The following is a 12,772-nucleotide window of genomic DNA, read 5'->3' as shown; positions in this document are numbered from 1 at the left end:
CGGCGCGGAACGCCTGATCGTCATCCTCAACGACAACGAGATGTCCATCGCGCCGCCGGTCGGCTCGATGTCGAACTACCTCTCGCGCCTGATGTCCTCGCGCCAGTTCATGGGGCTGCGCGACCTCGCCGGGAAATTCGTCAGGAAGCTGCCCGACCGGCTCGAGCGCACGGCCAAGAAGGCCGAGGAATACGCGCGCGGCATGATCACCGGCGGCACGCTGTTCGAGGAGCTGGGCTTCTACTATGTCGGCCCCGTCGACGGGCACGACATCAGCCAGCTCGTGCCGATCCTGCGCAACCTGCGCGACACGGACAACGGCCCGATCCTGCTGCACGTCATCACCGAGAAGGGTCGCGGCTACAAACCCGCTGAGGCCGCAGGCGACAAGTACCACGCGGTCGCGAAGTTCAACATCGTGACCGGCGAGCAGAGCAAGGCCCCGCCTGGCCCGCCGTCCTGGACCAACGTGTTCGCCCGCGAACTGGTCCGCAGCGCCGAGCAGGACGACAGGATCGTCGCCATCACGGCGGCGATGCCGTCCGGCACCGGCCTCGACAAGTTCGCCAGCAAGTTCCCCGACCGGTTTTTCGACGTCGGCATCGCCGAACAGCACGCCGTGACCTTCGCCGCCGGCATGGCGACGGAAGGGCTGCGGCCGTTCTGTGCGATCTATTCGACGTTCCTGCAGCGCGCCTATGACCAGCTGGTCCACGACGTGGTGCTGCAGAACCTGCCGGTGCGCTTCGCCATCGACCGCGCCGGTCTTGTCGGCGCGGACGGAGCGACCCACGCGGGCTCGTTCGACCTGGCCTATCTGGGTTGCCTGCCGAACATGACGATCATGGCGCCGAGCGACGAGCTTGAACTGCTGCACATGACGGCGACGGCCGCCGCCTTTGACGAGGGCGCGATCGCGCTGCGTTACCCGCGCGGCAACGGCCTCGGGCTGGAGCTTCCGGCCGCGGGCTCGATCATCGAGATCGGCAAGGGGCGCATCGTGCGCGAGATGGGCGCGCAGTCCGGGCGCGAGAAAGGCGGCGTCGCCATCCTCAACCTCGGCCCGCGCATGGTCGAGGTGCTGAAGGCCGCCGACCAGCTCGCCGCCCACGGCCTGGCGCCAACCGTCGCCGACGCGCGCTTCGCCAAGCCGCTCGACACCGCCCTGATCGAGCAGCTGGCGCGCAACCACGCCGTGCTGATCACCATCGAGGAAGGGTCGGAGTGCGGCTTCGGGGCGCTCGTCGCCCATCACCTGTCAAAGACAGGCCTGCTCGACAACGTCCGCCTGCGCACCATGACACTGCCGGACAGGTTCATCGACCACGACAACCAGTTCGACCAATACAACACCGCAGAACTCAACGCCCCGCACATCGTCAAAACCGCACTCAACGCTCTCGGAATCAACTCAAATATAACCCAGAGCGCGTAATCTGTGGCGAAACGTCGCGCCGACCAGCTTCTCGTTGACCGGGGGCTGGTCGAAAGCCGCGCCCGCGCGCAGGCGCTGATCCTCGCAGGGCTGGCCTACACAGGCGACAGGCGTGTGGCGAAGGCGGGCGACATGCTGCCCGAAGATGCGCCGCTGGCGCTCAAGGGGCAGGATCATCCGTGGGTGTCGCGCGGGGGGCTGAAACTCTCTCATGCGCTGCCGTTCTTCGGACTTTCGCCGCAAGGGCGCGTCTGCATCGACGTCGGCGCGTCGACCGGCGGTTTCTCCGACGTGCTGCTGACCAACGGCGCCGAACGCGTTTACGCCGTCGATGTCGGCCACGGACAGCTTGCGTGGAAACTGCGGTCAGATCCCCGCGTCGTGGTTATGGAAAAGCAGAACGCCCGCGCACTGGATGCGACGCTGATCCCGGAACCTGCTGGCGTCGTGGTGTGCGACGCAAGCTTCATCGGTCTGCGCACAGTCCTTCCGGCGGCGCTCGCCCTGACGACGCCCGACGCCTGGGCCGTTGCCCTGATCAAGCCGCAGTTCGAGGCCGGGCGGGAGCATGTCGGCGCCAAGGGCGTGGTCCGCGACGCCGCTGTGCATGAGCAGGTGTGCGAGATGATTTCCACATGGTGGCGCGATCTTCCGGGTTGGGAAGTGCTGGGCGTCGAGGCCAGCCCGATCACCGGGCCGGAAGGGAACCGGGAGTTTCTGATTGGCGCGCGTCGGGTTGGGTAAAGCGGAAACCCGTTAGAAACGGCGTCAGGGTTTGCAATAAGCCTGAAACGGCTTTTTGCCGGCTTCGCACGTCTTTGCGCCTGTGGCGTGCATCGTAACGACCTTTATCGTTCCTTTAAATTTACAGACCAGATACGGGTCGACGCCACCCAGATCCCATTTGTCGACGTTTACGCCGGACACGGGGGGCAGGTCGACCATCTGTTCGGGCGGCCCATCGTATAAGGATGCGTTGTAGAGAGGATGATCGCCGCCTGAGTCCGTCACATGAGCAGGACACACTGCCGGAGACGCCGCGCTGCAAGCGATAACGGTAAGGGCGAGGAAGGGGACGGTAGGTCGAGAATTACAATCTGACCATAGGGTTACGGCTGAACGACAGCGCACCTCGTGTGGTTTGCCTCGACATAGAGATTTTGTCTCTTTATTAAGAATAAAATCCATCTGAGTGTTTGAGGAAGTTTCATGTCGTCGCTCATCTACAATGGAGCAACACATTTGCTCACACTCACTGACAGCAAAGGCGCCAAGTTGGGGACGTGGCAGGCTCATAACATCACCGACAGTCATTTATCGACCGTAGATTATCTGCATAACGGAACTTACTCGTTTTTGGACACTAGGTCAGCGCACCCTCATCCGGGAGATAACATCAACGGTCCTTATGGCTCCTACGGTATATTCAGGTTTAATTATCCGAAGCATCAGGGTGTTGGTGTTCATTCAGGTCGTGCGAACGCGGCTCGCTATCCCGGCGTTATCCATCCGACGTTGGGTTGTGTCAGAACGAGCGACGATGCGATGGCGATCATCGTAAAAACCGCGAAAACAGATCCTCTGACCACGATAACGGTTCAGTCCAACTCACGGGAGACGGCGCAAAGTGGCGCAGCCTGGCTCAAGACACATCCGCAATAGCGTAGCGTGCCTGCTTTTGCTGGCTGGCGGCGTAAACGCCTCCGCCGCGCCACCAAAATGTAAGGCGAAGACCTATCAGGCGGCGGAAGACGCTTCTTTCAAGGTCGCTTCGTGGTCGGATTACCTGGCATGGTATCGCGCCTATCGTGGTTGCGAAGAGGGGGAGGTGGGTGAGCAGTTCGCCGACGTCACAGAGAAACTTTTGGGCGATCAGTGGTCGGGTTTTGCTGCGATGAAGAGCCAGCTTACCGCAGATAAGGCGTTTTTGCCGTTCATCGTCCGTAATGTAAGCTCCGTAAGCGGTGGTTCGCTTATGACCAAAATTATCGATCAGGCGCATGAACAGTGCCCTCACGGACTGGAGGCCGCCTGTGCGGCAATCGGCAAGAAGGCCAAGTATGTTGCGGACGGGGGGACCTGAGTCGTCAGGTGTCGGCCCGATTGCCGGAGCGTAGGTGAATCGCGAATTTCTGATCGGCGTGCATAGGGATAATTGACGGAGTAAGCCAGTTGGAGACGGTTTTTTTGAGCTAAGGTGTTTGTTTGTCTCTGTAATATTATTTCGTTTTTTGATTCTATATTTAAAATAAAAATATTTGTGTCTATCGATAGGACGTTGATCATTGTGGGTGGTGTCTTGAAGAAAATCAATTTATATTTATGGGGCGAGGCGCGGAAAAGCTTCTTGGCTGCACATGATTTTTATGTCGAGCAAATGCAATCGAGAATACTTTCCCAGTTTAGCGATCTTGAATTTGAAGCAGATGAGGTCGCTCAAAATACCTTTGAAAGGTTAGGGAGGACATTGTCCTACGGAGAGGGCGATCAGAGTGAGTGTGCTGAAGTAGCATATGAAGCAGGTATATCGCGTTATGAGGCGCTTTCGGAATTACGGCACCAAGTGTTACTGGGCGGATTAGCCGGATTGTTTCATCAAGGGGACAAGACACTGCGCCATCATATGGCACGCGAGTTGAGTCAGTGGTGTGATCAAGGAGAGATCAAGAACAAAATCTGGAAACTGCCCATCGATGACATTTTTGATGTATTTGATTCGTGCGGGTGGCCGGTGAAGACTTTGTCTTTTTATTCTTCTATTGAAGCGTTGCAATTGGTCGTGAATGTTTACAAACACGGCGAGGGACGTAGTCTTGACATGCTTGCCATGAAATATGGAGAATATTTGGGGATAGAAAAATCACATCAAAGAAATTTAGAGAATTTTTACTACGACTTTCAATCTCTGAGCGTGTCTGATGAACAGTTTTACGCCTTTTCTGTCTCGTTGCGTGAGTTTTGGGTCGCTATGCCTGAAAATATTTATTTAAATATTAGTCTATAAAGATACGAAATATTTTAAATCGCTCACCTTTTGATTTGAACGCGTTTGTGCGTTAATCTGTACTGCGTAAAGCTAATCAAGGGTTGTAGATCTCCTGCCGTTCGGTCATCGAGGCGGCGTTACTACCCTTCGATTTTTCTCCTAATCCCGCTCCGTCCGTGGTAACTGCTCGCCCGAACCTACAGAGCTCCCCTTCAGCCCAATGCCGTCGGACCCAAACACTCATGTCGCTGCACGAATCCCCCGTCGTTTCCCATCAGCCGTCTGACTCCGCGCCTGCGGATCTGGATGCAGCGGATCGCGCGCGGATTCTCGCCAAGGCGGCGCTGTTCTCTCCGCCGCCCGCGCAGCTTGCGGACGGACGGCGCGATCTCGTGGGCATGTCGCGCGAGGAAATTACGGCGGAACTCGCGGAAATCGGCGAGAAGCCATTCCGCACCAAACAGCTCTGGCACTGGATCTACCATCAGGGCGTGACCGACTTCACGAAGATGAGTTCCATCGCCAAGCCGTTGCAGCAAAAGCTGGCGGAGCGGTTCATCGTCGGGCGACCGGCAGCGGCGACCGTGCAGACCTCGACGGACGAGACCCGGAAATTTCTCTTCCGTTTCCGCGACGGGCAAGAGGCCGAGACGGTTTATATCCCCGACCGGCGGGAGGACCGCGGCGCCGTGTGCATCTCCTCGCAGGTTGGCTGCACGCTGTCCTGCACGTTCTGTCATACCGGCACGCAGAAGCTGGTCCGCAATCTCGGCGCCGCCGAGATCGTGGGGCAGTTCATGGCGGCCCGTGATTCCTACAACGAGTGGCCGAGTCCAAAGGGCGAGACGCCCCGCCTGCTGTCCACCATCGTCCTGATGGGCATGGGCGAGCCTTTGTATAATTACGAGAACGTCGCCAAGGCGATGCGCATCGTGATGGACGGGGAGGGTATCGCCCTGTCTCGCCGTCGCATCACGTTGTCGACCTCCGGCGTCGTGCCGCTGATGGATCGGTGCGGCGAGGAGCTCGGGATCAACCTCGCCGTGTCGCTGCATGCCGTGCGCGATGATCTGCGCGACCAGATCGTGCCGCTGAACCGCAAATATCCGATCGCTGAGGTTCTGGCGGCCTGCCGCCGCTATCCGTCGGCCAGCAACGCGCGGCGCATCACCTTCGAATACATCATGCTGCGCGGCATCAACGACAGCGAGGCCGACGCCCGCGAACTGGTGCGTCTGATCGGCGGGCTGCCCGCGAAGGTGAACCTGATCCCGTTCAACCCATGGCCCGGCAGCGACTACAAGCCCTCCACGCGCGAGCAGCAGGCGAAATTCGCGCAGATCGTGATGGACGCGGGCTTCGCATCGCCGATCCGCACGCCGCGCGGCCGCGACATCCTGGCCGCATGCGGGCAGCTCAAGACAGAGAGCGAGCGTCGTCGCGCCTCGGCCCCTGTGTCGGCGGAATAAGACGAAGCCGTCGCCAGCTTTCCTTCGAGACCGGCCATGCTCTAGATTGCCCGCCTTCGGATTCCGTCCTTGGGCGAGGAGCAATGTCGATGTCCTATTTCGCGCATCTACCCGATCGGGCCGTCATCGCGGTGAGCGGCGCGGATCGGGTCAAGTTCCTGCAGGGGCTGGTCTCCAACGACGTGGCCGAGGCTCGTGACGGGCAAGCCGTGTGGGCGGCGCTGCTGACCCCGCAGGGCCGGTGGAAAGCCGATTTCTTCATGGTTGCCGACCCCGATGGGGAACAGCTTCTGCTGGACTGCCCGGCGTCTCAGGTGGAGATGGTGATCGCGACGCTCAAGCGGTTTCGCCTGCGCTCCGACGTGGCGCTGGTTCCGGCCAATTTTGCGGTGCACGCTGCCTGGGGCGCACTCCCTGACGCAGCGACGGTCGAAAACGCCATCGTCTTCGCCGATCCGCGTCTGCCGGACGCGGGGTGGAGGCTGCTCCTGCCCGACGTGGCGCAACAGGCCAGTGCGGACGCCGCTGCATACGATCTCCATCGCCTGACGCTGGGTCTGCCTGATGGTCCGCGCGATTGCGAGGCGGACAAGACGCTGTTGCTTGAGGCCAATTTCGATCTGCTGAACGGCGTATCGTGGACCAAGGGCTGTTACATGGGGCAGGAGTTGACGGCGCGGACACGTTATCGCGGTCTGGTGAAACGCCGACTGGTTCCTTTCGCGTCGGTCGTGCCGTCGCTGACGCCCGGCGCGCCGGTGATGGCGGGGAGCGTGGAGGTCGGGCAGGTTCGCTCAAGCCGCGACCATTGTGGACTGGCCATGCTGCGCCCCGCCGCCGTTCTCGCATCTGGCGAGACGCCGATGACGGTCGAGGGGCATACGATTACTGCGCGCGCGCCCGAATGGCTGCGTGAGGCTCTGAGAGCGGGACAGGAGCCGGAAGCGGCGAAGGGAGACGAAGCGGGATCATGACGACGCAGGGGATGGAGGGGTTGCCTCCTGAGGCGATCGAAAAGGCGCTGGAGTCTGTGGCGTTCGATGAGTCGGGTCTGATCTGCGGCATCGCGCAGCAGGCGGACACAGGCGAGATCCTGATGGTCGCGTGGCTCAATCGGGAGGCGCTGAGGGAGACGCTGGCGACAGGCCAGGTCTGCTACTACTCGCGCAGCCGAAAGAAATTGTGGCGAAAAGGAGAGACCTCCGGGCAGGTCCAGCGTCTGGTCGAAGCGCGTCTGGACTGTGACGGAGACGCGGTGCTGCTGCTGGTCGATCAGTCTGGCGTGGCTTGTCATACCGGGCGCCGGTCCTGCTTTTTTCGCTCATTCGATGAAAACGGCCTGAAAATTATCTCGGAACCGGAAGTCTCTCCGGAGCAGTTATACGGCGCGTCCGGGCACTGAAGGGGCTCGCTAACGGAGCGTGGCGCCCAGCATGTGATTTGTTGGCGTCGGCGCTTTGGGCGATGGTCGGATCAATCGGTTTGAGCAGTTTGGGACGATGATTTGATGCTACATAACGAAGCCAAGGAAGCGACCGGCGAGCTGACCATTCGTGTGATCGCCATGCCGAGCAACACGAACGCCGCTGGCGACGTGTTTGGCGGCTGGGTCATGTCGCAGATGGATCTCGCGGCCAGCACGGCGGCTTCCGGGCTTGCTCAGGTGAAGTGCGCCACAGTCGCGATCGACAAGGTGTCCTTTCTGGCGCCCATGACTGTGGGGGATGAACTTTCAGTCTATACCAAGATCGAGAGGGTAGGGCGCACGTCGATCACGGTTGATGTTGAGGCGTGGCGCCGCCTGCGGCACACGCCTGAGACCCAGATGGTCACGCGCGGGCGGTTCGTATTTGTGGCTCTTGACGAGAATAACCGTCCGACGCCGGTGGTTCAGGATGAAAGCGCCGGCGCGGAGTAAAACATTCAGAAGTCCGAGGTTTTGGCGAGGCCGCGGCTGAGTTTCTGGTCATGCGCGTGACGCCAGCTCGGCGGCATGGGCACACTCCGTCCAAATGGACTTATTGGAACGGGAAGTGTCTGTAGAAACAAAGAACAAGAGTGTTTCTACGCCGACCTCTCGTTGAAAAACTCCGCCCAGGCGGAGGCGTCAGGAGGGAAGAACATCCCCTTACCGTACAACCCGGAGAAAAGCCCGAAATGGCTCTGCGGGGACCGAGAGCGAAGTCCGTCGAGATATGCGTTCATAAAGGTTGCAGCGGATAATCCGGCAGTTGCAACGCGGCATGCGCCTCCGGCCGTCCCCCGCCGCGCAGATTTGCCATTCCGTTTTTGGCAATTTCGGCAAGCATCCGGTCGCGCGCCTCGATATCCTGCTGGGTGCGGGGCAGGAAGAATTCGCCATGCCCGTCAGTCGCCAGTGCCTGATTCGCTTCTACGAAGGGCCGCATAAGGCGGTCATAAGTGTTGAAGGCGTCTGTCGGATCGTCATGCGTGGCCAGTTCGCCCGCCAGCACATACGCGCCCACAAGCGCCAGACTTGTTCCCTGACCTGAACGAAACGACGGAGCGTAGGCAGCGTCGCCGAGCAACGCCACGCGGCCGCTCGACCACGCGGGCATCTTAATCTGGCTCACCGTGTCGAAATATAAGTCGTCGGCTTCTTCCATGGCATCGAGCAGGCGTGGAAGCTCCCATCCCATGCCCGCAAACGCCGCCCGCGTTCGTCTGATCTGCTCTTGCGGATCCCGGTTGCCGGAGATCGACGCGTCGTCTGCAACAAATGTAAGAAAGGCGAACAGCTGATCGCTTTCCTTCACGGCGAACAGGCCTGCGACTTTGCCGGGTTCGGCGTGAAACACGCCGCCGTGGGATAGTCCCCTGTCATTCGGCAGAGTAAAAATATTAAAGGAAAAGCCCAGAAAGCGTGTGAATTGCGCCTCCGGCCCAAAAACCAGACGTCGGGTGAGCGAGTGCATCCCGTCCGCTCCGACGACGATGTCGTATCGCTCCTGCCGTCCGCTGGTGAAACGGATATCGACTCCGTCGCCATCGTCACGCAGCGTTTCTATGGACTCATTGAAACGATAATCGATCGCGCCGCCGAGGGTGGCGTCATAAAGCAGGCTGGCAAGAGTGCCTCGCGGCAATTCGACGTCACGTGAAACGTCGCTGCCAATCGCTTCGTAGATCGGGACGGAGCCGATTATGCCGCCCTGAGCGTCGACAAAAGTCATCATGCGACTTTCGACGTGCGCAGCACGCACCTGGGGCAGCAAATTCATCCGTTCGATCACGTCAATCGCCGTGCCGCGCACGTCAATTGGATAACCGCCAGTGCGGATGGTGGGGGCGCGTTCAACGACGGTGACGTCGAAGCCGTAGCGGTCGAGCCAGAACGCCAGCGTCGGTCCAGCGATGCTCGCGCCTGAAATCAGCACGCGTCGTTTTCTGGCTGTGGTCTGTTCAGCGGTCATGCTATTTCCGAGAAATAAGATTCTTTGTGTATCTTATATACTGCGATCTAAAAAACAATAAGATTCTTCAGGCATCTAAAGAGGTGATGATGACAGCTCAAAACGGGGGAAGGCGACGCGGCGTTGCGTTGGAGGAGGCCATCCTGGACGCGGCATGGGCCGAGCTTGCTGAAAGCGGCTATGCAGGTTTGACACTGGAAAATGTCGCTCGCCGGGCCGGAACAAGTCGACCTGTGCTGCATCGGCGCTGGGCCGGCCGTCTGGCTTTGGTGACGGCTGCTTTGGCGCGGCAATTCGCGCGGGACACCATCGTCATTCCTGATCTCGGCAGTCTGCGCGAGGAACTCAGCCTGCTTCTCCGCTTCATGTCGGATCGCTCCAGGGGAGACGGGCTGCAACTGGTGTTCGATATGCAGCGGGATCTTGCAGCCGAAAGATCCAGTTTTGCCGATCTGCACGCGTGCATCGTGGACGGACATCAGTTTCGCGCCGTTCTGGCGAGGGCTGTGGAGCGCGGGGAGATCGACCCGACACGGCTGACGCCCCGGATCGCCGCGTTGCCTCTGGACCTTGTTCGCCACGAGTTGCTGATGACGTTCGCCCCGCTCTCGGACACTGCGATCCGTGAGATTGTCGAGGATGTTTTTCTGCCGCTGGTGTCGCCAAGTCCCGGCTAGAGCCGTATCCGTTCAGACGGCTTCACGGATATTGCTCTGGTTTATTGTTTTGGCGAGCCCCTTTATCCGATCAGCCGATTTCGTCTGGCCGGATGACGCTCCTGCTGTGCCGCAGGGAGGGAATGGCTTGTCTACGGTTCGCGAGTGCGCTCAGGGGCGGCAATACACGACCGGCCGGAAGCGCCGACTCGCCCGGATCATCCCCGTCAGATCGCGCGGCCTGGCGACTTGGCGCCCGACGCGATGGCTTTGCTGAGGCGGCGGGCTTGCTGCCGCGTGATTTGGGTATGAAAAACCCGCATAAAAAAAGCCGCCCGAAGGCGGCTTTTTTGTGTGTCTGGTCCTGAAGGGCCAGACCGGCTTCAGCCTGCTGCGAGAGCGGCCTGGGCCTTCTTCACGATTTCACCGAAGGTCGCGGCGTCATCGAAAGCGATGGCGGCGAGAACCTTGCGGTCGATTTCGATGCCAGCCTTGTCCAGACCGTTGATGAAACGGCTGTAGGTCAGGCCATGCTCGCGGACAGCGGCATTGATACGCTGGATCCACAGGGCGCGGAACTCGCGCTTCTTGTTGCGACGGTCGCGATAGGCGTACTGAAGGCCTTTCTCGACGCGCTCAAGCGCAATGCGGTAGTTCGTTGATGACCGGCCGCGATAGCCCTTGGCGAGCTCGAGGACCTTCTTGTGACGGGCGTGCGACGTAACGCCGCGCTTAACACGTGCCATAGTTCAGATGCTCCTCAAGCCAGTCCGTAGGGGGCCCACTGCTTCACGGTCTTCGCATCCATGTCCGTCATGGTCTGCGGGCCGCGATTCGTGCGCTTCATCTTCTGCGGGCGGTTGATCAGGCCGTGGCGCTTGTTGCCAGGGCCGCAGAGCACTTTACCGGTCGCGGTGATTTTGAACCGCTTCTTGACCGACGACTTGGTCTTCATCTTGGGCATTTCGGTCTCCTTGACGAATGGCCCCTCCGCATGGCGGAAAGGCAGAGCACGGCCGGGCATGCCCCACAGGCCCGGGCGCGTGAATGAGCGGCGGTCATACCCAACCGCCGTTCCGGTTTCAAGTCCGGTTTTCGCACGTTGGCGTTTCGACCCCGACATTCTCCGGCAACGCCTCATAACACGGGGCGTTTTGCGCGCATTGAGGCTCACCCGACACATCGGGCCTCTCGTTCTACATATAATTTTTAGGAGTCAGGGTATGAAGACCCACCTGTCGAACGCGACCCTTGAGAAACTGCCCGTGACCGTGGTCACGCCGGATTACGACAGGACGAAGGTCTCGGCAGGCGTCGCACATATCGGCGTCGGCAATTTTCATCGCGCGCATCAGGCGCTCTATCTGGATCGCATTCTGGCGCTCCCTAGCCAGGAAGCCTGGGGAATTCTGGGCGTCGGCATCCGGCAGGGAAAACGCGAGACCGGGCGCGCCGAGGCGTTCCACAAACAGGACGGCCTGTTCACGCTGACGGAATTTTCGCCGGACGACCCGGCCGTCGTTCGCGTCGTCGGCTCGATCGTGGACTATGTCAGTTGCAACGAAGGCTATGATGCGCTGATTCGTCGCCTCGCCGACCCCGCGATCCGGATCGTGACCCTGACCATTACCGAGGGTGGATATTTCATCGACGCTGACGGAGCGTTCATGTTGGACGATCCGTTCATCGCTGAAGATTTGAAGCGGGACATCCCGCAAAGCGCGTTTGGCCTTGTGTGCGAGGCGCTGCGCCTGCGGCGCGATGAGGGCGTTGGCCCGTTTACGGTCCTGTCCTGCGATAATCTCCAGCATAACGGGACGGCGGCGCAGAGCGCGTTCTGCGGGTTCGCGGAGGCGCGCGACCCGTCGCTGGGCGCGTGGATACGCGAAAACGTGTCTTTTCCATCCAGCATGGTCGATCGCATCGCGCCGTCGGTTACGGATGCGGATGTCGCGCGCCTGAACGATGCGAGCGGCGTGGAAGACCTGACGCCGGTTTACTCGGAAGACTTCAGGCAATGGGTGGTCGAAGACGCGTTCTGCGCTGGCAGGCCGGAATTCGAAGCCGTGGGCGTTCAACTTCGGGTGGACGTCGCGCCGTACGAGCAGGTGAAGCTGCGGATGTTGAATGCCGCCCACACGGTGGTGTCGCATATAGGGCTTCGTATTGGTTACAGAACCGTGCATGCCGCGATGCAGGATCTGCGTGTCGTCAGCTTGCTGGAAAGTTTTCTGGATGGCGATGTGGCGCCGCTTCTCACGCCACCAGATGATGTCGATGTGGGCGAGTATGCGCGCAATGTGCTGCGGCGTTTTCGAAGCGCAGCGGTAGGCGACCAGCTTGAACGCATCGCCTCCGACAGTTTTGCCAAGCTGCCGGTCTTTCTGGGGACGACTGTGCGCGAATTGATCGACGCCGGGCGCGACATCAGTCTGGAAGCGTTTACGCTTGCCTGCTGGGCGGAGAATGCAGCCAACGTCGACGACAAGGGCGCGCCGTTTGACCTGCGTGAGCCAAACGCCAGCGACGCGGATCTGGCGACACTGCGCGCTGACGATCTGGCGGCACCGCTCTCGCTGACGCTTTTTGACGGTTGGGGAGTCGCTGGCAGCGAGTCGTTCGCTTCCCGGTTTGTCGCGTTTCGTAAAGATATTCGTGAACGCGGAGCGGCGAAGGTTCTGGCCGACATGCAGGGGTGATCGGTTAAGGGGTAGACGCCTGAAGATAAGTCTTTGTTCTTCGGGCGTCTCTTTCATGCGAATGTTATGGAAATAAGAACAGTTCTCAGTAAC

The 12,772-nt window shown here is 60.2% G+C and carries 15 protein-coding genes; 11 read left to right on the top strand and 4 right to left on the bottom strand.

What is annotated here, in order from left to right:
• On the top strand, window positions 1-1,435 hold a 1,435-nt coding region (gene dxs / locus G442_RS0109820; protein ID WP_026397868.1), incomplete at its 5' end, for a 1-deoxy-D-xylulose-5-phosphate synthase.
• A 3-nt stretch (window positions 1,436-1,438) separates the two neighbouring features.
• Complete coding sequence (locus G442_RS0109815; protein WP_026397867.1) at window positions 1,439-2,179, top strand: TlyA family RNA methyltransferase; 741 nt, start codon at window positions 1,439-1,441, stop codon at window positions 2,177-2,179.
• Window positions 2,180-2,203: 24 nt separating this feature from the next.
• Here the strand turns inward: G442_RS0109815 and G442_RS26505 are convergent, their stop codons facing one another.
• The gene (locus G442_RS26505; protein WP_305790312.1) at window positions 2,204-2,623 is read right to left on the bottom strand and encodes an STY0301 family protein; all 420 of its coding nucleotides are present in this window, start codon (window positions 2,621-2,623) and stop codon (window positions 2,204-2,206) included.
• Between the two features lie 21 nt (window positions 2,624-2,644).
• Between G442_RS26505 and G442_RS0109805 the strand changes: the two genes are divergently transcribed.
• From G442_RS0109805 to G442_RS0109775, 7 genes are all read left to right on the top strand, one after another.
• Window positions 2,645-3,097: a hypothetical protein gene (locus tag G442_RS0109805; protein ID WP_026397865.1), complete on the top strand. Its 453-nt coding sequence runs from the start codon at window positions 2,645-2,647 to the stop codon at window positions 3,095-3,097.
• Entirely contained in the window at window positions 3,063-3,518 is a 456-nt protein-coding gene (locus tag G442_RS0109800) for a hypothetical protein (protein ID WP_146882230.1), read from the top strand. Before G442_RS0109805 ends, G442_RS0109800 begins: the two co-directional genes overlap by 35 nt.
• 204 nt (window positions 3,519-3,722) lie before the next feature.
• Window positions 3,723-4,439, top strand: coding sequence for a hypothetical protein (locus tag G442_RS0109795; protein ID WP_146882228.1), 717 nt, complete (start codon window positions 3,723-3,725; stop codon window positions 4,437-4,439).
• 224 nt (window positions 4,440-4,663) lie between these two features.
• Window positions 4,664-5,890, top strand: a complete 1,227-nt coding sequence (rlmN, locus tag G442_RS0109790) for a 23S rRNA (adenine(2503)-C(2))-methyltransferase RlmN (RefSeq protein WP_051292156.1) — start codon at window positions 4,664-4,666, stop codon at window positions 5,888-5,890.
• An 89-nt stretch (window positions 5,891-5,979) separates the two neighbouring features.
• Window positions 5,980-6,864, top strand: coding sequence for a CAF17-like 4Fe-4S cluster assembly/insertion protein YgfZ (ygfZ, locus tag G442_RS21670; protein ID WP_051292171.1), 885 nt, complete (start codon window positions 5,980-5,982; stop codon window positions 6,862-6,864).
• 11 nt (window positions 6,865-6,875) lie between these two features.
• On the top strand, window positions 6,876-7,292 hold the full coding sequence (gene hisI, locus G442_RS0109780; RefSeq protein WP_026397861.1) for a phosphoribosyl-AMP cyclohydrolase: 417 nt from the start codon (window positions 6,876-6,878) through the stop codon (window positions 7,290-7,292).
• A 105-nt stretch (window positions 7,293-7,397) separates the two neighbouring features.
• Window positions 7,398-7,808, top strand: coding sequence for an acyl-CoA thioesterase (locus G442_RS0109775; protein WP_026397860.1), 411 nt, complete (start codon window positions 7,398-7,400; stop codon window positions 7,806-7,808).
• A gap of 283 nt (window positions 7,809-8,091) precedes the next feature.
• On the opposite strand, the gene G442_RS0109765 is transcribed toward G442_RS0109775, so the two are convergent.
• On the bottom strand, window positions 8,092-9,324 hold the full coding sequence (locus G442_RS0109765) for an FAD-dependent monooxygenase (RefSeq protein ID WP_026397859.1): 1,233 nt from the start codon (window positions 9,322-9,324) through the stop codon (window positions 8,092-8,094).
• A gap of 89 nt (window positions 9,325-9,413) precedes the next feature.
• Here G442_RS0109765 and G442_RS0109760 point away from each other — a divergent pair, with 89 nt between their 5' ends.
• On the top strand, window positions 9,414-10,001 hold the full coding sequence (locus G442_RS0109760) for a TetR/AcrR family transcriptional regulator (RefSeq protein WP_026397858.1): 588 nt from the start codon (window positions 9,414-9,416) through the stop codon (window positions 9,999-10,001).
• A 362-nt stretch (window positions 10,002-10,363) separates the two neighbouring features.
• Here the strand turns inward: G442_RS0109760 and rplT are convergent, their stop codons facing one another.
• Complete coding sequence (gene rplT, locus G442_RS0109755) at window positions 10,364-10,726, bottom strand: 50S ribosomal protein L20 (RefSeq protein ID WP_026397857.1); 363 nt, start codon at window positions 10,724-10,726, stop codon at window positions 10,364-10,366.
• 14 nt (window positions 10,727-10,740) lie between these two features.
• Window positions 10,741-10,944 carry a 50S ribosomal protein L35 gene (rpmI, locus tag G442_RS0109750; RefSeq protein WP_026397856.1) on the bottom strand — a complete coding sequence of 68 codons (204 nt, stop codon included), beginning with the start codon at window positions 10,942-10,944 and terminating at the stop codon, window positions 10,741-10,743.
• Between the two features lie 259 nt (window positions 10,945-11,203).
• On the opposite strand from rpmI, the gene G442_RS0109745 reads away from it, so the two are divergent.
• Window positions 11,204-12,679: a mannitol dehydrogenase family protein gene (locus G442_RS0109745; protein WP_035376412.1), complete on the top strand. Its 1,476-nt coding sequence runs from the start codon at window positions 11,204-11,206 to the stop codon at window positions 12,677-12,679.
• Window positions 12,680-12,772 lie beyond the last annotated feature (93 nt).

The organism is Acetobacter nitrogenifigens DSM 23921 = NBRC 105050 (genome assembly GCF_000429165.1).
Classification (GTDB): domain Bacteria; phylum Pseudomonadota; class Alphaproteobacteria; order Acetobacterales; family Acetobacteraceae; genus Acetobacter; species Acetobacter nitrogenifigens.
This window is presented reverse-complemented; position numbering and strand designations above follow the sequence as displayed.